The sequence below is a fragment of the Peribacillus sp. FSL P2-0133 genome (assembly GCF_037975445.1).
Taxonomy (GTDB): Bacteria; Bacillota; Bacilli; order Bacillales; family DSM-1321; genus Peribacillus; species Peribacillus simplex_E.
In genome coordinates, this window is sequence record NZ_CP150254.1 from 2708549 (window position 1) to 2728743 (window position 20195).

20 protein-coding genes are annotated in these 20195 nt (G+C 37.9%); 11 read left to right on the plus strand and 9 right to left on the minus strand.

Annotation, left to right across the window (positions count from 1 at the left end; genetic code table 11):
- Positions 1-36: 36 nt before the first annotated feature.
- The 3 genes from tnpB to MKY17_RS13030 all read left to right on the plus strand — a co-directional run bounded on the left by tnpB (position 37) and on the right by MKY17_RS13030 (position 2510).
- Positions 37-1242, plus strand: a complete 1206-nt coding sequence (tnpB, locus tag MKY17_RS13020) for an IS200/IS605 family element RNA-guided endonuclease TnpB (protein ID WP_098372279.1) — start codon at positions 37-39, stop codon at positions 1240-1242.
- Positions 1243-1586: 344 nt separating this feature from the next.
- The gene (locus MKY17_RS13025; protein ID WP_230302870.1) at positions 1587-2330 is read left to right on the plus strand and encodes a type II toxin-antitoxin system SpoIISA family toxin; all 744 of its coding nucleotides are present in this window, start codon (positions 1587-1589) and stop codon (positions 2328-2330) included.
- A complete protein-coding gene (locus MKY17_RS13030; RefSeq protein ID WP_076369116.1) occupies positions 2331-2510 on the plus strand; it encodes a hypothetical protein in 180 nt (59 codons plus the stop codon).
- A 278-nt stretch (positions 2511-2788) separates the two neighbouring features.
- On the opposite strand, the gene MKY17_RS13035 is transcribed toward MKY17_RS13030, so the two are convergent.
- Complete coding sequence (locus MKY17_RS13035) at positions 2789-3748, minus strand: sensor domain-containing diguanylate cyclase (protein WP_339202097.1); 960 nt, start codon at positions 3746-3748, stop codon at positions 2789-2791.
- Positions 3749-4328: 580 nt separating this feature from the next.
- Here MKY17_RS13035 and MKY17_RS13040 point away from each other — a divergent pair.
- Positions 4329-6899, plus strand: a complete 2571-nt coding sequence (locus MKY17_RS13040) for a helicase-related protein (protein WP_339202098.1) — start codon at positions 4329-4331, stop codon at positions 6897-6899.
- A 77-nt stretch (positions 6900-6976) separates the two neighbouring features.
- Here MKY17_RS13040 and MKY17_RS13045 read toward each other — a convergent pair whose 3' ends face one another.
- Positions 6977-7186 (minus strand): YqaE/Pmp3 family membrane protein, encoded by a 210-nt coding sequence (locus MKY17_RS13045; RefSeq protein ID WP_098372280.1) that lies wholly within the window; start codon positions 7184-7186, stop codon positions 6977-6979.
- 343 nt (positions 7187-7529) lie between these two features.
- Here MKY17_RS13045 and MKY17_RS13050 point away from each other — a divergent pair, with 343 nt between their 5' ends.
- The gene (locus tag MKY17_RS13050; protein ID WP_098372216.1) at positions 7530-8201 is read left to right on the plus strand and encodes a hypothetical protein; all 672 of its coding nucleotides are present in this window, start codon (positions 7530-7532) and stop codon (positions 8199-8201) included.
- Between the two features lie 126 nt (positions 8202-8327).
- Here MKY17_RS13050 and MKY17_RS13055 read toward each other — a convergent pair whose 3' ends face one another.
- Entirely contained in the window at positions 8328-8639 is a 312-nt protein-coding gene (locus MKY17_RS13055) for a hypothetical protein (RefSeq protein ID WP_098372217.1), read from the minus strand.
- 229 nt (positions 8640-8868) lie between these two features.
- Positions 8869-9198 carry a four-helix bundle copper-binding protein gene (locus tag MKY17_RS13060; protein WP_339202102.1) on the minus strand — a complete coding sequence of 110 codons (330 nt, stop codon included), beginning with the start codon at positions 9196-9198 and terminating at the stop codon, positions 8869-8871.
- 163 nt (positions 9199-9361) lie between these two features.
- Between MKY17_RS13060 and MKY17_RS13065 the strand changes: the two genes are divergently transcribed.
- On the plus strand, positions 9362-9751 hold the full coding sequence (locus MKY17_RS13065) for a DUF948 domain-containing protein (protein ID WP_144529120.1): 390 nt from the start codon (positions 9362-9364) through the stop codon (positions 9749-9751).
- 96 nt (positions 9752-9847) lie between these two features.
- Complete coding sequence (locus tag MKY17_RS13070; RefSeq protein WP_339202105.1) at positions 9848-10213, plus strand: DUF948 domain-containing protein; 366 nt, start codon at positions 9848-9850, stop codon at positions 10211-10213.
- A 206-nt stretch (positions 10214-10419) separates the two neighbouring features.
- Here MKY17_RS13070 and MKY17_RS13075 read toward each other — a convergent pair whose 3' ends face one another.
- Together MKY17_RS13075 and MKY17_RS13080 are read right to left on the minus strand one after the other, a co-directional pair.
- Positions 10420-10611 (minus strand): DUF3934 family protein, encoded by a 192-nt coding sequence (locus tag MKY17_RS13075; RefSeq protein ID WP_098372221.1) that lies wholly within the window; start codon positions 10609-10611, stop codon positions 10420-10422.
- Between the two features lie 160 nt (positions 10612-10771).
- Entirely contained in the window at positions 10772-12103 is a 1332-nt protein-coding gene (locus MKY17_RS13080) for a polysaccharide biosynthesis protein (RefSeq protein WP_144529118.1), read from the minus strand.
- Between the two features lie 170 nt (positions 12104-12273).
- Between MKY17_RS13080 and MKY17_RS13085 the strand changes: the two genes are divergently transcribed.
- Positions 12274-12411 (plus strand): hypothetical protein, encoded by a 138-nt coding sequence (locus MKY17_RS13085; protein WP_339202109.1) that lies wholly within the window; start codon positions 12274-12276, stop codon positions 12409-12411.
- 84 nt (positions 12412-12495) lie between these two features.
- A complete protein-coding gene (locus MKY17_RS13090; protein ID WP_142323975.1) occupies positions 12496-12774 on the plus strand; it encodes a hypothetical protein in 279 nt (92 codons plus the stop codon).
- A gap of 286 nt (positions 12775-13060) precedes the next feature.
- Here the strand turns inward: MKY17_RS13090 and MKY17_RS13095 are convergent, their stop codons facing one another.
- From MKY17_RS13095 to MKY17_RS13105, 3 genes are all read right to left on the minus strand, one after another.
- Positions 13061-14497 (minus strand): amino acid permease, encoded by a 1437-nt coding sequence (locus MKY17_RS13095; protein ID WP_098372224.1) that lies wholly within the window; start codon positions 14495-14497, stop codon positions 13061-13063.
- A 373-nt stretch (positions 14498-14870) separates the two neighbouring features.
- A complete protein-coding gene (gene rocF / locus MKY17_RS13100) occupies positions 14871-15824 on the minus strand; it encodes an arginase (RefSeq protein ID WP_339202112.1) in 954 nt (317 codons plus the stop codon).
- 618 nt (positions 15825-16442) lie between these two features.
- A complete protein-coding gene (locus MKY17_RS13105) occupies positions 16443-17174 on the minus strand; it encodes a hypothetical protein (RefSeq protein ID WP_339202115.1) in 732 nt (243 codons plus the stop codon).
- A 191-nt stretch (positions 17175-17365) separates the two neighbouring features.
- Between MKY17_RS13105 and MKY17_RS13110 the strand changes: the two genes are divergently transcribed.
- Together MKY17_RS13110 and MKY17_RS13115 are read left to right on the plus strand one after the other, a co-directional pair.
- On the plus strand, positions 17366-18250 hold the full coding sequence (locus MKY17_RS13110; RefSeq protein WP_339202118.1) for a hypothetical protein: 885 nt from the start codon (positions 17366-17368) through the stop codon (positions 18248-18250).
- 319 nt (positions 18251-18569) lie between these two features.
- Positions 18570-20189, plus strand: a complete 1620-nt coding sequence (locus MKY17_RS13115; protein WP_339202119.1) for an amidohydrolase — start codon at positions 18570-18572, stop codon at positions 20187-20189.
- The last annotated feature ends 6 nt before the right edge of the window (positions 20190-20195 follow it).

Consider the following 20195-nt stretch of genomic DNA (forward strand, 5'->3'; position numbering starts at 1 on the left):
TCTGTGGTTGATAATAACTATAAGGGGGTGAAATTAATGGTCGTAAACAAAGCTTATAAATTTCGGATATACCCAACTAAAGAACAACTAGTTCTCATCAATAAAACGATCGGCTGCTCTCGTTTTGTCTACAACTTCTTTTTAGGCAAACAAAAGGAGAAAGATGCCTACTGGTATATCTGTGAAGAAATGAAGCAAAACGGCCAATTACCCTCTAATGAATGGAAAGGTTCTTTTCTGAATAAATACGCAACAATCAAAAAACTTCCAGCTTTAAAGAAGGAGTATTCTTTCCTGAAAGAAGTAGACAGTATAGCCTTACAGAAATCGGTGGAATATTTAGCAGATTCCTATAGTCGATATTATAAAAAGCAAAACAAGTCACCACGCTTCAAATCGAAAAAGAATCCGGTCCAGTCCTACACGACTAAACATACGAATGGAAATATTGGAATAATAGGAAACCAAATCAAATTGCCCAAACTCGGTCTAGTACGTTTTGCTAAAAGTCGTGAAGTCGAAGGGCGAATCATCAATGCCACAATCAGGCGGAACCATTCGGGGAAATATTTCATTTCCGTTTTAGCGGAAACCAATGTTCAAGTTCTTCCTAAAACGAATCGTTCTTGCGGTATAGATCTTGGTTTGAAGAACTTTGCGATTCTTTCAGATGGTTCGGTCTATCAAAACCCAAAATTCCTCCGGACGGTCGAAAAGAAATTGGCCAAAGCACAACGAATTCTTTCAAGGCGACAAGAAATAGCCATGAATCAAAGGAAATCATTGGCTGAAGCCAAAAACTATCAAAAACAAAAACGAAAAGTGGCCATCCTACACGAAAAAATTTCAAATGCCCGAATGGATTACTTACATAAACTTTCTACCGAAATCATCAAAAACCACGATGTTATTGGAATGGAAGACTTGCAAGTATCCAATATGATGAAAGATCACAAACTAGCTAAAGCGATTAGTGAAGTATCTTGGTACCAATTTAAAACAATGTTGGAGTACAAAGCAAAATGGTATGGTAAACAAATCGTGACCGTATCTAAAACGTTTGCTTCTAGCCAATTGTGTTCTGGTTGCGGGTACCAAAATAAAGACGTTAAACATCTGAATCTTCGTGAATGGGATTGTCCTTCTTGTTCTTCTCACCACGATCGAGATATTAACGCAGGACTCAATCTAATGAATGAAGCCATAAGGCTTCTACCCGTAGGAACGACGGGGATAGCCTAATTAAAAATTGGCCGATAGGCTAATGTTCTTAGGAATCCCCCACTTCAATCAGACTGTAAGGTCGATAAGTGGTGGGTAGTTCAAAAGGTTATTTACTATGATGTCCCACTAGAAAAATGATAAAGATGAACCCTTTTAAAAAAAGGGTAATGGATGGTGAAACATATGATTCATTAACTGTAAACCCACATTGGGAGGAGTGTTTTTTCTCAAGTGAAAAACTTCTGACAAGTGTTTAAGTTTCACCCGGCTTAGGCAGGGAATAGAGGTATATATAATGAATAATATAGAGAGCGGTATAAGGATTGTAGCAGCCGAAGGGTAGGGTGATAAATCGATTGTTAATGTTTTTCAGAGTCTTTGTATGGGTAGTATTTATTGCTTTATTAGCCTATGTCATTCTTTCTTGGAAATATAAAGACAAGGTAAGTAAAAGGATTGAAGCGATTCGAAAAACCTGGTATATCATTTTTATACTGGGTGCATTGATTTATTGGAATTTCTATCCGATGAGCATTTTTAATGAGTGGAAAAATTTCTTGATTATGGCTATCGTATTCATCCTGATTGATATGTTTGTGTTCTTGAGCATGTATATATCCAAGATTGGCGATAACGAGCTATCCTATGCAACAAAAGCCGTTGCGGAAAGTGACAAACTTTTAACGGATAATAGGGAAAAGGTCAAGAATATGTTTCATCTCCTAAAAAAAGAAGGAATACCTGAGTATTATCAAACGAATAAGGAATATTTGGCTTATTTGAGCATTCTCCTGCAAGCGTATGCAGCAAAGGAAGGGATGAACGTGAAAATACTTCCTTTCAAGACGGAACAGGACAAGCAATTGGTGATTAATGGGCATCCGAACTTGAATGGCAGTACCATTCGTGCTACATTGGAAAGAGAAGATACGTATTATAATGATGAAGAAAAAATGGCTTTGCAGCCTGTAAGCATTTTGATGGAACCTTATATCCTCGACGTTAAATCAGAGAGCTTCGTTTCAGAAGTCGATTGTTTATTAATAGCATTATTAATCATGATGTTCGATATGGTCATAAAACAAAAACCAGGTGGTGAAGGATAAATGAGCATTTATGATAAAGCCGGCAATGACGTGTCAGTTGCCGTAATCAAACCACAGGTGAAAATACCCGATGTAGGTTTAAGTCCTCATACTAAAAAAGTGATGAAACAGAACGAACGCATTATCCTGAAGCAAAAAGAAAAAGCTGCACGCTTCAGCCGATTAAAAAATGTTTTATAAGAAGGGAAGGGGTTTTTCCTTTCCTTATGATATTTAATGGAGAACCCGCATATACTATTCAAAATCAAAGAATAGGAAGGGTCTTTCAGAATATGAACAAAAAACCCGAGAGAGTTAACATCCCGGTCCCCTCCGCTTCACCATCCGAGAAACGGATACATAAGGGAAATGCAGATCTGCTAAAGCTTTTACAAAGGCTGAAAGCTAAACGTTGGATTTTTTTAAGGTAAAAGAAAGCCAGTCTCCAAGGAGAACTGGTTTTTTTATTTTTCAGATGATCACTGCTGGCGGAAGTATTGAATTTTCTTACGTCCAGACTCTTTAGCCATATACATGGAACGGTCCGCTTTTTTCAAAAGTGACTCCATTTCCGTACCATTATGAGGATAAAAACTTATCCCTATGCTAGCTGATACAAAATGATCCTTTCCATTAATGTGAATGGGCATGGTGGATAAATGGTTCAGTAATAATTCAGCGTTTTGCTGAGTGTTTTTCATTAAATCTTCACAATGCGATGGATGTAATAATACAATGAATTCATCACCACCGATTCGAGCCACATGACTGCCTTCGGGTACGGTTTGCAAAAAACATTCCGCTGCCTTTTTAATAACGTCGTCACCAGCATCATGACCAAAAGAATCATTAAAAAATTTAAAATGATCAAGATCGATGTAAAGAAGGGCCATTTCATCGTTTGTTTTATCTTTATGATAATCGAAATAATTATCAATGAAGTGCCGATTATATAAACCTGACAAAGGATCCCTGATAATCCCTTTTTCAAGTAGTATGGTATGACTAATCAAAGCTGCCAAAGACTTAATGAGTATCAGATCATATTCTTTAAAAACATGAGGTTTAATGTCGAATGCACATAATGTCCCAATGATTTCACCCTCAATTATTAGGGGAGCCCCCATAAAACACCCATTCCCTATAAACTTCGTTGCGGGGTGGCCACTAGTCAATTCATGTTCCCTCAAATTCGGGATAACGAGTGGTTGCAAGCCATTCTCAACAACTAATTTGCAATAAACCATATTATAAGGAAGGATGTCACCTTCACAAATTAACTTTGCATTTCTATTGAAGGATTTGATGATAAAACTCTGGATGGGATTCAAGAAAGAAAGAAAGAATGTATTGACCTCAATGGTTTGAGCTAATAGTGCTAATACTTCTTTAGCGATGGAATCGAAACTTTTGTAATAGTTGAAATCTTGCTGAATCATTCTCAGGCTCCTCTTTTATCTATAGTCTTTTTAGATTTCCGGATGTTATTTCTCAAATTGAACGACAAAGACACAAAAGCGGAATCTGAATACCGTGACAGTTGTCCGGATTTCCACTAAACTCAATTAAGGGGTTGAATTCGTTTTATCGATGAATAGTGTAAACGAGAAAGTTGAAAAATTGACCTTTACTTTATTTTCGGCAATTTTTTAATATCATTAAATTTTCATTCGTCGGATTATCATTTATCTAAATTTCTGTATCCGTTTCTGGATTTCAGGGATGGGTATCACTTCATGATCCATAAAATCTAAGTCAATGATCAGTCTATTCATCATGCATTATACTGTAATTGAAATGGGAAGAGTACTTTTGATGTGCAGACTTGGTATATTTTTCTTATTTACCCTGGAGCGTACAAATGTAAAGCAACTTGGCATTCCTGCACCATCTCATGATAACGGTGCGCATGAATTTAAATAGATAAAACGAATGTATCGCGCTCATTTATAAATAAAATTTGGGGAGGATAAAAAGAAGCAATAAAGTACATATTGGATAATTCAAAAGGGGATCATTATGGGAAAATTAGAAAGTATATATCCTATTGCTATAGAGAATACAAAGGAAAAAATAATCCAGGATATGGATTTTTATCTAGAGAATCAAGAGACGATGCCTTCTTATTCATCTTATATATCAGACAGGACGACTTTTATTGAGCAAATTTGGATAAATGTTTGGTTAAATAAAGCATCAAACGATGTGCCCAGAAAGGAAAAAAAAGCGTTTTTAAGCGAAAGGGGATTTGTAACGGAAGGATCAGATCATAAGCTGATCAATAGCATGTTCCGGAACGAATTAAAGAAGTATCGCCCGTTTGATGGCTTAACGTGGATTAAAAAAACCTTTGCTGATAATCAAGAAGATTGGGAGAAGAGATATAAAAATGCAAGGGAAAAATTCTTTAGGCGACAAGAAGAACAGCGGCTTGCCAAGCAGCGATGGAAGATACGCGCAAGACTGCAAGAAGTGGCCAATAGCTTTTTCGAAAGTAACTCACTTCTTTTATATTTACATGTCAGGTATTATATTGCTGGAATTTTGACAAAGGATCTTAAGAATAAGCCTAAATTCCAATATGTCGATCCATACTTGCTTGAAGAACAATTGGTTGAAGAGGGGGGCTTTCAAGCTGCCGAATACCTAATGGTCACTGATTTTTTTGAAGAGCTGACAGGCGATATTCACTCATTAATCGGTTGGGGAAGGAACCGTTATGAATATGAAAATTACTTCTACAGGTATGAAAGATTAGTTGCGGATTTCATAATGAAATTAGCCCCTGACAAATACATGCAACATCTATCTGCTGCACTGCATCATGATTTTTTTGAGTCATATGGGGAAAGGCTGACGGTTGATGCCCTTCAAGGTATACTAAGCGATGAATTGGCTGATTTGTCTCAGTCCTGTTTTGATGAACTTCAGGAAGAATACCTTTCTGATTTACTGAAGCTTGAAGGAATTCCTTTTAATGAAACATTGCACGAAGAAATATACGAAAAAGACGTTGAGAACAGAGAGAGAAGAAAAGCTGAAGTATTGGCAGAGCAAGCTAAGAAGCGCGCAGAAGAACAAAGGATGATCGATGACATCATCGGTAAGGCCTATACTCCATCATTAGGAAAAAAAGTAAGATATGTTTTGCATATCGGAGAAACTAATACCGGGAAGACGCATAAGGCCTTGGAGAAAATGAAAGAAGCGGAAAGCGGTTTGTATCTAGCTCCCCTTAGACTGTTGGCCCTTGAGGTATTTGATAAATTAAATGCTGACGGTGTACCTTGTTCATTAAAAACCGGTGAAGAAGAAAAGGCTGTTGAGGGGGCTAAACATGTCTCCAGCACCGTTGAAATGTTTCATGAGAAAGACTACCATGAAGTAATTGTCATAGATGAAGCCCAAATGATTGCCGATAAAGATCGAGGCTTTTCATGGTTCAGGGCAATCACGCAAGCAAATGCGAAAGAAGTACACATAATCGGAAGCAATAATATTAAAATGATGCTTCTGAATCTTCTGAATGAAGCTGATTTAGAACTCCACGAATACAGACGGGAAATACCGCTTGAGGTAGAACAAAAGGAGTATGGACTGAAGTATACAAAAAAAGGGGATGCCCTCATTTGTTTTTCGAGAAGGCAGGTACTGGAAACCGCGTCCCGGTTAAAAGAGAGTGGACATAATGTCAGCATGATATACGGCAGTATGCCTCCTGAAAATAGAAAACGGCAAATAGAGTTATTCAATCGTGGTGAAACATCAGTTGTCGTTGCCACAGATGCGATTGGTATGGGATTGAACTTGCCAATACGCCGCATCGTCTTTCTTGAAAATGAAAAATTCGACGGGACACGGAGAAGAAGATTGACTTCTCAAGAAGTCAAACAAATCGCAGGTCGAGCGGGTAGAAAAGGAATTTATGACACAGGAAAGGTAGCATTTACAGCAGAGATCAAAATCATGAATAAGTTGCTGGAACAGGTAGATGAACCAGTTCAAACCTTCACTATCGCCCCAACCTCTGCTGTGTTTGAACGTTTTCAAAAATATTACCGGAACCTAGGGACATTTTTCGAAATGTGGGAGAGGTTTGAGCCTCCTAAAGGCACGAAAAAGGCTTCTCTATCGGAAGAAAGGGAGCTTTACGAACTGATACGGGATACTGAAATCGAAGCGCGATTTTCTTTAATGGATTTATATGGTTTCCTGCATATTCCTTTTTCGGCAAAGGAACCAAGTTTGATCAGGCAGTGGCTGGAAACGGTCGAAGCGATTGCCGAGAACAGTGACCTTCCTGAACCGATCATCAAGACTAGAAATCTGGAGGAATTGGAGCTATCTTATAAAGCGATAGGTCTTCATCTACTATTTTTATATCGGATGGGTAAGCGGACGGAAGCTGTTTATTGGGAGCGTATCCGTGAAGAAATCAGTGATGGCGTTCATGATCAATTAAAAGACGAAATGTTGAATTATCAAAAAAAATGCAAGCGCTGTGGAAAAAGGCTTCCGGATGACTCGCGTTTTCATATATGTGATGCTTGTTATCATAGAGGGATTAAAAAGACGCACAGATTCAATTAACGAAATTGTTTTAATAGTAATAACCCGAATAAAGTGCACCATGGTGTCGGCATTCGGGTTATTAGCGGTTGTATAAATCACTTTGTCGTTTGTTTCGATTTAGCAATAAGTGCTGCTTGCAGCTTCATTCGTTTATCAGCTTTCTTATCATGCACCACTAAGATTGCATGAATTAAACCAGGGACATAAAAAAATAGTGTGAGGACCAGATTAAACACAGCCTGGATGGGTTTACCGGCTAATAATACGGCTAATGGAGGGAAAAGAATCGCAATTAAATAAAGAATGGTGAACACTCTCCAATATAATGATTTTTATCTGACTATTAAGGTTTGTTTTTCTCTTTTTGTTAATTTTTTATTCTAAAACAAATGCTTTACTTGAATCGAAAAGTAATTCGGTTACTGAAGTTCAATTTTCCTGATGATATCTCTTGCTATCGCCTTGATAAATATATGCACAAGAGCCGGATTCATACCAACTGAGCTTCTGGCACTAAGAAGCAGTCTTTTGACTCCCGATGATGTCAGGAGGGCTATGGATAATTGTCGTTTTTGCCGATACGGCCAGTGTAACGTCGCTTAATGTGTTAGAATAATCAGAATACTAACTGTTGAAAGCGGGAGATATATGAAAAAAAGGATAGGCTGTTTGCATGCACACTATACAAATATAGAATACATAGAAACCGCATTCTCAAAATTCGATATTGAATGGCTTCATTTTGTAGATCCGGGATTGATGCAACGGGTGTCAACGGATGAAAATTTTAAGGATTCGGAAGCTCAAAAAAGGGTTAAACAACAAGTCGAATGGATTGCCGAATGTAGAGTGGATGCCATTTTGATAACCTGTACAAACTACATCGCCTTTTTAAACGAAGAACAGCTATCCTTACCCATGCCTATCATTAAAATCGATGAACCATATTTTGAGCAAATTTGCCAATTACAGCAACCGCAGATGATATTATTCACGAACCCTGCCACTGTTGAAGGAACAGTTAAACGTTTAAATGCCCAAGCTGAAAAATATGGGGCTGTGGATTTTGAAGTTACCATCATCGACAATGCCTTTGAATTCATTATGCAGGGATTGGGAGAGAGGTATAACCAGGAAATCTTGAACTTCCTATACCAGTTTAATAACGAAAATAGACCTATGTCGGTGGCTCAACTATCAATGGTCGAAGCAGCAAAGAGATATGAACTTCAGACAGGAAAGACAATTTTAAACCCATTGGATGCATTAGTTGATTCCATGATCAATCAATTAGAACTAAGTTCATTGAGTGGTCTTTGAATCAAAGGATTTCTGATGCCGCATGAACGGCATGATTTTTAATTTCAAAATAATGTCTTTGTATATAGAAGAAAATAATAAAATCCCTGCATGATCTGGTTAAATCCCAGTGCAGGGATTTTATTATTATTCCTTTATGCGGATTTGTTCACGGATGTTTTCAAGTTCTTCAAGGGTTAGAGCTGTCAGGGAATTTTTTATTTCTTCTTCGACCCGTTTTCGATCAAGCTCCCTATATTCGCTCCACCAATCTCGCAGCCCTTCGGTGTTTTCAAGAAGATACTCTATATCAATTTCTTCTTGGTCATCATCTGATAAATATCGCATGACCGCACCTAATAATCGATTGAGTTTGGCTACTTCACTTTCCTTATCAGGTGAAGCGGGGGTATCTTTCACTTCTAAATCATCTTTAGCCGGAACATTACGAGGTGTCATAATATCCTCCTGTTTTTAATGCTAGTGTGCCTAAAAATGGCAGTTTTCAATATATGTTTTTGTATTTTTACAAATATCATCTTTAAAATATTTATTTATATTAAAAAATTTCAACATATACCTCGCTAGAATATATAGATTATATCATCATCCTTAAATAGGTTTAACAAAGAAATGGGTAGTTAAGGGGGAAATATATGTAAAGAATAGCTTAGTGCTTTTCCTTACATTAAGCGGCTGATTTTCTGCATTCTTCTGCGCATCTCAAGCATGCCTCAGCACATTTTTGACAATGTTCATGATCGTGTTTTTTACATTCGTTTCCGCAGCTTTCACAAATCTTGGCACAAACTTCAGCCAACTCTGAAATAAATGGTGTACCTCTTCCTATCGCCTGTACTAAATAAGAGCAAATATCCGCACATTCCCGATCCACGCGTATGCATTCCACCATCATGTTTACATGTTCTTCTTTTAAGCATGCGTCGTAACAATGATTACACGCGGTCATACATTCATTTAAAGTTTGGATAAAAGATGAATAATTCTCATGTGACATGAACAAATCTCCTCCTAAATATGGTTTCTCCCTTACTATTATCCTTTAAACTTCTTTTAGGTTAAGGTGAATGGTCCTTCTATAAAACTGACTGGACAAGTGAAGGACTTTAGGGAATTAATGGAAGGGACAGGGCATAAATTTAAATGAAAGGAGTGGATATATGAAAATGTTTATTAAATTAAGTGTGGCCAGTGTCTCCGGAGCCGTCGTGTATTTGATATATAATGTCAACCAGACGCTGCGTAAAGGAATGGGAACGCTCGAAGAAACAAATAAGACACTGGAAGAGGTAAGAAATGCGGTACATGGATTGACGCAAGAGTCCAAAAAATTGATCCACTCTGCCAATCAAATTACAGCGGATGTAAAAGGGAAGATGGAAAATGTCGATCCATTGCTGGAATCAGCTCAAGATGTTGGGGAAATGATTCATAATGTAACCAATTCCATGAAAGAAGCCAGTTTGGAAGGCCGCCCTAAGGATTTATCCACTCCGACAGTTCCTTCAACTCGAACTGAAGCTGAGGGGGTTCAAATAATAATTAAATAGTATCATCATTTATCATTAAAAAGCAGGCACCCCGGGATTCACTAACATATTTAAAGTAATCGTTTCTACTATTTAATTTAGAGGGGGAGCTTTATCTTGATAATTCAATATAGTGTGGCTGCGATCGCTTTAGCCTTAATTTGGTTGGTCGTATTTTTAATCAGTACTCTTCAAAAGGGAATGGTCACGATAGGTGAAGCAAATCAAACATTGGTTGAGGTGAGAAATGCCATCAACGATTTGTCCGGCGAATCGAAACAACTATTGCAAACTGCAAATGAAATCACCGACGATGTAAAAACTAAAATGAAAACGGTTGAACCATTATTGGATTCTGCTCAGGATGTTGGTGAAGCGATACATTCAGTTACAGACTCTGTTAAAAAAGCCACTAACGGTTTCCGTACAGAGTTTACCCCGAAAAAAAACAATGCTATCAAACCCAAAAACCAATTTAGATAAAAAGAAAATATAAAAAAATGAAAGACACTACCGGGATTTGGAGTGTCTTTTTTGATGGTATGTATAATAGCTGTAGTCTTATGCTTCATATGGATATTGCCCGTGGTTTATATCTATAAGACCCATTTCTCTCATACAGATCTCTTAACACTCTGTATGAGAATATGGAACAAACATAAATATTGTATGGATTATAGGACAAGCAATTATTTTTCTGTCTTGTCACCTGCAGCATGACCGGATGTTTTTGAGTCATTGGAATGTTTGATGCCTTTACTTACATATGGTTTGGCGCTTTTTTTCTTGTTGGCACTTGTTTTCCAACGATTCCAGCCCTTCTTGCCCGTTCCAGTGCCCGTACCTTTACCAGTTCCACTCTTTGCCTTAGCTTTACTCATGAAATCACTCCATTACAATTGTATGGTTAGTTTAAACCATTTTACTTGATTATTACCCAAGTATGTTGAAATATACAGTAACGAAGGTGATATGTACAGGGAAAGGCTCAATATTTTTAATCTTAATCGTTATAAACCAATAACAGCAAGGGTTTTTGCCTCACTTTATCGATATGGATCTTGATTTCGTAAGTAAGATGCTTATACCGATTTTTTTGCAAATGGTCAAGTAATGCATGAAAGTTAATAATACAGCCCCAGTATTCATTCCTAAAATGATTCCTCCCATATTAAGAGAAGCCTGAGACCCTAGGATATACATCATTAAAAAGGCAACAATATGGGACCATACGGTATGGATGAAAGCATCCTTCACTAAACCCAGGCCGATGAGATAAGCTTGCATAGGAATGACAAAAAAATGAAAAAGGAAATAAGGACATAATAATTTTAAATAGTATGCGGCAGATGTTGAAGAAAAAAAGAGGGAGGTTAAAGGTTCCGCAAAGAAATAAATGAAAATCACAGCCGGAACTCCATATAATACGGTGAAAGACATCGATTTTTGCAATAAAACCCTCAATTTTTCCTTATCCTGCTTCTTGTAAGCATTCGAAACATTCGGAATGAGCATGATCATTAAGGAATGCGCGATAAAGGCCGGAAAGAAGCCAATCGTCATCGCAACCCCAGTCAGCATCCCAAAATGCTCTGTAGCCACTACCGCACCGAATCCTGCCGAGAGAAGGGCAGTATGGATCAAAAAAGGTTGGATGGCATTCGTTATCGCATGAAAGATCCTTAACCCCATGGTGGGCAGCGAAACGGCCAATAACTTTTGTCGTGCATGTTTACCGGTTGTCCATGAGTTCGTACCGCGCCTCATGATTCGCATTTGAAGAATCAAAAGGTTGATCAAGTATAGAAAAACGAGGAACTCACTGCCAATCAAAACAAAAAAGGCCATCAATAATGACTTTTCCTGGTTAAAATGAAATAAATTAAACATGAGGAAAAGCAAACCGAATTGAATGATATCTTTTAAAAAGTTGGATAAGGCAATCTTCCCCATTTGCTGAACACCCATGAAATAGCCTCTAGCAATCGATGAAAAGGAAACTATGGGGATCAATGTGATGAGCAGCCATTTAATATAGGGATGGTATTTGTCCATTATGGATGAGAAGGAAAGTATGAAAGGCATGACTATACACATTACCAATACGACGACTGCAGCCATTTTAAGTGCATGAATGATAAGATTATAATGCATTGCCTGTTTATTTTCCGCAACGAATTTTGAAATGGAAATATGTAATTCAAGGCTGGCAATCACATATATCAAAAAGAAAATTGGCAATATGGACATATAAAGCCCCATGCCCTCTTCGTGCAATTCCCTGGCCAGGAGCATGTTCACTAAAAATTCGATACATTCACCAAAAAACGCTGCTACAATCAAAATGAGCGTTCCTTTATAAAAAGACTTCATGTTGGCCCACTCCTAACAAGGTGTTTGTATAAAGATATGAGACATGCCATGGATTATTCATGAGGGACTGCATACCCGGCGATACAATATGCGGTTATATGCCTAGGGAAACCCTTATTAATCGTTGTTGTAAGATGAAAAATTAAATCAAGGTGAGGGTGGGGAATTGAATGAAATCGATTAGTTACATTCATGTCTTATGGGGAAATCCTACACATGCCATTTTTCATCAAAAGGCTTCAAAGGATGATTTTCCAAACAAGGTCAAGTTTTTGGTTATGTTCACTTTGGTCGAAAGTGTCAGATGAATCATGAACATAAGAATGGGACTTGAATTTCGCTTTGAAATTCATGCCTTATTTTGCTATCCTTTAGCAGAGGGGATGATCAATATGAAATTTACATCTATTAGTCAATCAAATATAGATGAATTGTGCATTGCGTTTGAAAGTTGTCTTACGAAACATGACATTACATTTAAATATGTAGATATGAAGGTAGATAACGGAATCATATCGTTTATTTTTTGTAATGACCCGGAAAATGCGAGATCGGTCGACATGGATGGTGAACGTTTCATTGGATTGGATACGGATTACATAGCCAAGGAAATTTTAGAGCCTATCCTGCCTAGATTAAAGGAATATGCACAAAATAAAATCATCGATTAAGATGATTTTTTTTACTTGTTTTTTATTGCCTAAATGGAACTGGAAATTTAACTTCCTATTATATGCCTATTATCATAGACAGGGAGATGGGAACTAAAAAAGCTGGAAGGGAAAAGGAAGAATTTATAAAGCGGTTTACCATTGGTTTGCTATGCAGGAAATGGTGATTAAATAAAAGAAAAACCCTGGGTGTGAAAACATCCAGGGTTTTTCTTCTTTGAAAAGCAATCTTTATGAATTGTAAAGATCGCTTTTCACCACTTACTCTACTCCACAGCGTTCAGGATCAAATGACCATTTTTTTACCGGCACTTAATTCAACTTCCTGCATTGGAGATTCGACTTTCTTGTTTTTCTTCACTCTAAAGTGATAAACCGCATAACATCCAAGGAAGAATGTCCCCCCGCAATAAAGGGCCATTCGCTGCTCAGGAACAAAGGCTAGACTGATCATGACGATGCAGTTTGCTATCAAGGCAAGAATGGGGATGAATGGATATAGCGGTACTTTAAATTTCAAGTTTTCCACCTGTCCACCTTTGCGGATATATGATCTTCTAAAAGCAAGAAGACTAGCCGCGATGGCAATCCAGCCAATTTGTGCTCCTAATCCTGCAAGGGAGAGAAGAAAGACAAACACTGTTTTGGCGGCTACTACACTTGAAAGTAAAGACAAACCAGCTATTGCAAGGGTGATAAGCAAGGCATTAAGCGGAATTCCTCGCTTATTTACCATACCGAGCTTTGGACTTGCCATGCCTTCCTTAGAAAGCGAGTAAAGCATACGTGTCGCCGCATAAAGGCCGGAGTTTGCAACGGACAAAAGCGCTATTAGAATGATGAAGTTCATAATGTCAGCCGCATAAGGAACTCCGATACTATCTAGTACAACAACGAATGGACTTTCAACGATTCCTGCCTGTTCCCTTGGAATCATCGCTGAAAGAACAGAGACAGAAAGAACGAAGAAGAAAAGGGTACGCCAAACGGTTTGTTTAATCGATTTAGGTATGACCTTTTCTGGATTTTCACTTTCTCCCGCGGCAATTCCGATTAGCTCTGTGCCCTGAAAGGAAAAGTTCACTGTAATCATTGTGATAAGCAGGGCCGATATTCCATTCGGGAAGAGGCCCTCACTGAAAAAGTTGGAGAAAAATGGAGCTTCTTGTCCACCTTTCATATCAATAAGACCAAACATGGCAGCACCGCCAACGATGATGAACAGAATGATGGCCAATACTTTTATGCTGGAAAAAACAAACTCCGATTCGCCAAATGCCTTTGCTGATAAGGCGTTTAGTGAAAATATGAGAAAAGCAAAGATTGCACACCACATCCAAACGGGTGATTCGGGAAACCATCTTTGCATAAGCTGTCCTGCTGCCAAAAACTCTAAAGCAACTGTAACGGCCCAACCTAACCAGTAAAGCCATCCGATGGCAAACCCGGTTCCAGGACCGATGAACTTAGTCGCATATGTCTGAAACGAACCGGAAACAGGCATGGCAACGGATAGTTCACCTAGACAAAGCATCGTTAAATACATGATGAAACCGCCGACTATGTAAGAGAGGATAGCACCGAAGGCTCCTGCTTCATGAATGGTATAGCCTGAACCAATGAAAAAGCCCGTACCAATACATCCCCCTATTGAAATCATAAATAAATGTCTTGCTTTCATGCTCCGTTTTAATTCATTTGGTTGATTTTCTGCTGTTTTCATTGAAAAACTCCTTTACCTGATGGGTGCAAACGGTTTCATTTATGTTGGGACGTTATTAGGGAATTTGTGTGTTTTACTCACAAATATAAAAGATTTGATTTGAATCTTAGATGTTGTTGAATTCCCTAGAATAAGAGATTATTTCTGCATTTAGAGATATATAGGTTCCAATGCAGAATTAATTTCAGGTAGCGCCGCTTATAAAGAAAAGGAAGCCAAGCGTCAGGAAACTAGGGATGAATGGATTCAAGTGGACCATCCTTCAATGGGTAACAAGCACCCTATTGAAGTAGGGGCTATTTTCCACTGGGCCATCTATTTAACGAAATCTCTCATAAGTTCTTACAATACCAGTTATCTAAAAAGATGTCGACTATTTAACATCAACCAGTAAATTAGTAGTATTAAATTGGTCTTCCGCTCCATAAAGTAATTTTTCACCAAGCAATGAGCCCATTAATGCGACAGCAACTTCAGCCGTTTTGTTATGCTCGTCCAATATTGGGTTTATCTCAACAAACTCTGCTGATGTAATGATATTAGCTTCAGCTAGCATTTCCATGGCAAGATGGCTTTCACGGTAACTAATACCTCCCATTACAGGCGTTCCGACTCCTGGTGCATCATCTGGATCAAGACCATCAAGATCAAGTGATAAATGAACAAGATCCGTACGTTCCTTCAGATAGGCAATCGATTCTTCCATCACTTTTGTCATACCCATTCTATCAATCTCATGCATCGTATAGACTTTAATTCCTTTTTCCCTGATTAACTCTTTCTCACCTTGGTCTAAAGAACGTGCACCAATAATGACAATATTTTCTGGTTTGACCTTTGGAGAATATCCGCCAATGTTAGTCAGTGCAGGGTGGCCAAGACCCAAACTTACTGCTAGGGACATACCATGTATGTTTCCTGATGGGGAAGTTTCGGCAGTGTTTAAATCTCCATGTGCATCATACCATATTACCCCTAAGTTTTCAGAATGCTTCGCTAAACCGGCTAATGTCCCGATTGCTATACTGTGATCTCCACCTAATACTAAAGGAAACCGATTGGATTGGATGACTTCATCCACTTTTTGACTCAATTTTTCATTACCTTCTGCTACGTCCTGCAGATTCTTTAAATTTGTGTCGATATCACTTTGTGCTCTCTCTTGTATTTCTACTTTAATATCACCTTCATCACGGACATTGTATCCTATGTTTTCAAGTCTTTCACTCAATCCTGCATATCTGATTGCGCTAGGACCCATATCGACTCCTCTTCTAGTTTGACCAAGATCCATTGGTACACCAATGATTGAAATTTCCTTCTTCATGGATAATTCTCCCCTTTCAATTTTCTTCCCTAGTATAAGGGTAAAAGTATAGATGACTCAACTCGACATTTTTTTGAATATTTATACGATTGAAAAAAGGGTAAAAGTCTTGGGTTAATATCCCTATTTTTAATTTTGTGAAAATGCCGAAATTTTTACCGATAGGGTATATTGGATGATTGAAAAGTGCGTTAAATACAATAAAATCCCCACTCCTGTTGAATTTGAAACTTCAATAGGGAGTGGGAGGATTCTTCCATTTAACGTTTATCGATAACGGTATAAAAGAGTTGGTGAATATATTTTACTAGGTACATTTACTCATAAAACAAGGCTGTAACTCAGATGAAAGGATTAATAATTTTCATAATGAATAATAAGGAAGACTAAAAATAGATGATTTTACACTTCATTTCACTTTGTTAGCATAATATATTTTCCCGAAATATATATATTATCTGAAATATAATGTACTTTTTACAAAAAGTAAGGATGAAAACAGTGGGAAACAGGCGTGGAGTCAAAGGATTGAAAGTATTCAGTATTTATCGAACCGCTGGTCTAGAAAAAATTGATAAAAATTTTGCTGTGTATTTTATTTTAAAAAATCTCAAACCTTTAAAAAGATTTGCTCCATTCCTCATCTTCAAGTGGCACACCATTGGTGCTAATATATTCTACAATCATATTTCCATGTTTAAGAACGCCATCTTTTTTTAGGGCATTGATAATTTCGATAAAGCGGTCTTCATCGGCGTCCTGTTTCTTACGTGAAAGGGTAATCCGAATGGTTGGGGAAACTTCGTAATCTTTATAGCTGGCTGGTTTATTCGGATCAATCTTCAATTTTTTCCCCATCTCCTCATCAAAGACCAAGAGTAATTGATTATGATCGCCTATTTCTTCCTGAATCTCCTTCCACTCATCACTCTCTGCAATATCTCCCATTTCCTTGGAAATCAATATGTCACCAAGTTCTTTTTCAACATAAGGCCTGATTTCTTTTTCTGCATCATCTTGCCATTTATCAGATATGAATGTATCCTCCATTTCCCCTGTTTCATCATTAAAGAAAACTAGAAATTGAGTATCATATTTTTCATGTTTCACTTTAGCTGCGTATTTAAAATAGCCCCGGTTTCCCATATTGTCGTATAGGACATCATATATTTCGGTTCCGTCAAGAAAAGTTTTCCCTAAATATCGTTCAGCTTGATCCCGGATCTTCTTTTCTTCAGCGGGATCTGCTTTCATACTCTGTGTGAATGAAAACACAAGTATCACCACTCCGGCAACGATGATTGAAAAAATACCTAGTAAAGTAAGTAAAATCTTTTTTGTTTTGCTCAAGGAACACCCTCCTGTATTCTCTGTTATATATCAATAATTACCATATTATTCTAACATTATTATCGCTCAATTTAATATGGAAATTGAGCAGATATATTCCCGGTGCGAAATCTAAATTGCCCGCCCTCCAAAATATCGGGATACTTTGTTACAATAAATAAATCGTTAGTACCCTAAAGGGAGAGAATGACTTGGATATCTATCAAAGAAAAATGAATCATAATCGGGATGAATACAGAAAGTTGCGGTGGCAACCGCATCGTATACAAGTTACAGGGCTATTCGATGCCGTTTTTTCGAAAAATTCGTTCGCAGATAAAGTGGCTATCGTAGGTGCAGGCAATTGCGATGATTTGGATTTAGAGTATTTGGCGACTAAATGCAACTCCATATATTTATTTGATATTGATATGGAAAGTATGGAAAAGGGTACGGCGAATTTGCCTGAACGGACCCAGAAGAAAATTCAACTTGTTGAAATCGATGTAACAGGCCTCGATAAAGTGGATTTTAATCACCACCTATCTTCCATGCTGGATCGTGGTGAAACGGCAAAGGGAATTATTCAATATTTAAAGGAAACCGAGAATCGGTTAGGTCAGCTTTCTGAAAGTGTTTTTGCTAATTATTATAATGATTTTGAAATCGTGGCAACATCCGCCATTTATACCCAACTATTTTATAATTGGGCCAAGGAACTGCTTTCTGATTATGAACACCAATATCAGAAAAAAGACGCAGAAGAGATTAAGAATGGAATTTTAGATTTAAGGGATGAAATCGTACGTAAAATGAATCACTCTATTTCAAAATGTACCAAGCAAAATGGATTCTGTATTACATGGACTGATATCTTAAAAATCGAACCTGAGTATATTGATACAATTAATGAAGGGATGAATGCCATCTTTGCATTGGCCTCGAACGTAGGATATGGGGCAGCATTGATTGGGGTAAAAACGTTTATTGAAAATGTGGATAAAAGCGAATTAAGCCTTCGCTACTGGACATGGGATTTTAATGCTAACAAACAGTATTTGACCATTGGCATAATCGGAAGATTGAATGGATTGTAAAAAAAATGAAAAGCGGGATAGGTAAGCATATCAGCAGCTTTACCTATCCCTTTTTTATTGGTTATAGACCCCTTAGGAATATTATTGATCATTTTTGCTTGATAAAAGGGAGATCAGCAAATCATAGGGAATAAGACATAATTATATAAAAGGTATAAAAAAACGATGGAATTTTTGACTATTTGTCTAATGATTTCACAATCTGGTGTGGATATAATGAATCTGTTGAAAACAGAATATTCCAATAAGTAAAAAAGGGAGACGGAAAAGGAAGAGGAAGTGCTAATAGGGGTGAAAAAATAAGGAAGGGGTGTGTTGTTTGAAAGCTGATATCGTGTTCATAAACGGCGAGGTAATAACCGTAAATCAAAAAAATGAAGTCGCAGAAGCCCTGGCAATTAAAGGTAATCGTATTTCGGCAGTCGGTACGAATCATGAAATCAAGGTATTTATCGGAGAAGAAACAAATGTAATCGATTTGCAGGGGAAGTCATTACTTCCCGGATTTATTGATTCTCATATTCATCTTATATTGTACGGAGTCAACCAATTGGCAGTAAGTTGTAAAGCTGAACATATCAAATCTGTAGAAGATTTATTGATCGATCTCAAGAAGAAAGCTACGACGATCCCTAAAGGTGAATGGATTCGCGCCTGGGGCTTTAATGAGACCGCTGTGAAAGAAAAACGTTATCCAACAATAGCGGAGTTGGATGCTATTTCAAAAGACCATCCCATCATGGTAACCCGTACATGCAGCCATATAAGCGTAGTGAATAGCAGGGCGTTAGCGATTGCCCGAATTGATGAGAACTCAGAGAATCCAACTGGAGGGATCATTGAGAAGGATAGGGCTGGGAGGATTACAGGCAAACTCATTGAAACAGCAAATATGATAATGGCCGACAGAGCAAGCTATTCAGAAAGTGAACTGTTGGAAGCAGTGAAAATAGCCTCGGAACATTTCATCGCAGCAGGCATAACAAGCATTCATGAAGCTGGTGCTCATGGTCCTGAAAGTTTCCGTTTAATGCAGCAGGCCATAAAAAATAACGATATTCGTGTCCGTATCTATGCGATGGTCGGTTCATTGAATAATTCTCATGAATTTGTAAATAAAATGGTCGATTCGGGAGTCATAACCGGAACTGGGGACGAAAGATTCAAAATCGGACCAGCTAAATTGTTTACGGATGGCAGCAGTACCGGTCCGACAATCGCTACCCGTGAGCCTTATTCGAGTGATCCTGGCAATTTTGGCATTCTTTATTATAAAGAAGAGGAGATCTATCAAGTATTAGGTCAGGCACATAAAAAAGGCTATCAGATCACAGTCCATGCCCAAGGCGACAAAGCGATTGAGATGTATTTGAATTGCGTGGAAAAGGCATTGAATGAATCGCCCAGAAAAGATCATAGACATAGAATCGAGCATGCTGGAATATCTTCGCCTGATTTACAAATGAGGATGAAAAAACTTGGAGTCATCCCAATCCCCAACCCCCCCTTTCCTTATGAATTCGGCGATATATATATTGAACACTACGGCAATAGGGTCAATCACATGTACGCCGCCCGTGATTACATTGATAATGGCATCTTGGCCGCAGGCGGTTCCGATGCACCCATTACTGATCACGACCCTTTATTAGGCATACACGTTGCTGTTAATAGAACAAGCAGGTCTGGTACGAAAATAGGTCCGGTTCAATCTATTAGCGTATTGGAAGCCATAAAACTATACACATGGAATGGCGCGTTTGCGAGTTTCGATGAAGATGTCAAAGGCAGCCTGGAGGCAGGCAAGCTGGCCGATCTAGTAGTATTGAATGATAGTATATTGAAAGTGGATTCCCAAAATATCAAGGATTTGAATGTTGAGTCAACGATTCTGAATGGGGAGATTCTTTATCATAGAGGAACATTAGTAGAAATATAAATCTAA

Excerpts from the sequence above, each read along its gene's own strand:
- tnpB (WP_098372279.1), top strand. The coding sequence starts at position 37 with ATGGTCGTAAACAAAGCTTATAAATTTCGGATATACCCAACTAAAGAA.
- MKY17_RS13025 (WP_230302870.1), top strand. The coding sequence starts at position 1,587 with ATGTTTTTCAGAGTCTTTGTATGGGTAGTATTTATTGCTTTATTAGCC.
- MKY17_RS13030 (WP_076369116.1), top strand. The coding sequence starts at position 2,331 with ATGAGCATTTATGATAAAGCCGGCAATGACGTGTCAGTTGCCGTAATC.
- MKY17_RS13035 (WP_339202097.1), bottom strand. The coding sequence starts at position 3,748 with ATGATTCAGCAAGATTTCAACTATTACAAAAGTTTCGATTCCATCGCT.
- MKY17_RS13040 (WP_339202098.1), top strand. The coding sequence starts at position 4,329 with ATGGGAAAATTAGAAAGTATATATCCTATTGCTATAGAGAATACAAAG.
- MKY17_RS13050 (WP_098372216.1), top strand. The coding sequence starts at position 7,530 with ATGAAAAAAAGGATAGGCTGTTTGCATGCACACTATACAAATATAGAA.
- MKY17_RS13055 (WP_098372217.1), bottom strand. The coding sequence starts at position 8,639 with ATGACACCTCGTAATGTTCCGGCTAAAGATGATTTAGAAGTGAAAGAT.
- MKY17_RS13060 (WP_339202102.1), bottom strand. The coding sequence starts at position 9,198 with ATGTCACATGAGAATTATTCATCTTTTATCCAAACTTTAAATGAATGT.
- MKY17_RS13065 (WP_144529120.1), top strand. The coding sequence starts at position 9,362 with ATGAAAATGTTTATTAAATTAAGTGTGGCCAGTGTCTCCGGAGCCGTC.
- MKY17_RS13075 (WP_098372221.1), bottom strand. The coding sequence starts at position 10,611 with ATGAGTAAAGCTAAGGCAAAGAGTGGAACTGGTAAAGGTACGGGCACT.
- MKY17_RS13080 (WP_144529118.1), bottom strand. The coding sequence starts at position 12,103 with ATGAAGTCTTTTTATAAAGGAACGCTCATTTTGATTGTAGCAGCGTTT.
- MKY17_RS13085 (WP_339202109.1), top strand. The coding sequence starts at position 12,274 with ATGAAATCGATTAGTTACATTCATGTCTTATGGGGAAATCCTACACAT.
- MKY17_RS13090 (WP_142323975.1), top strand. The coding sequence starts at position 12,496 with ATGAAATTTACATCTATTAGTCAATCAAATATAGATGAATTGTGCATT.
- MKY17_RS13095 (WP_098372224.1), bottom strand. The coding sequence starts at position 14,497 with ATGAAAACAGCAGAAAATCAACCAAATGAATTAAAACGGAGCATGAAA.
- rocF (WP_339202112.1), bottom strand. The coding sequence starts at position 15,824 with ATGAAGAAGGAAATTTCAATCATTGGTGTACCAATGGATCTTGGTCAA.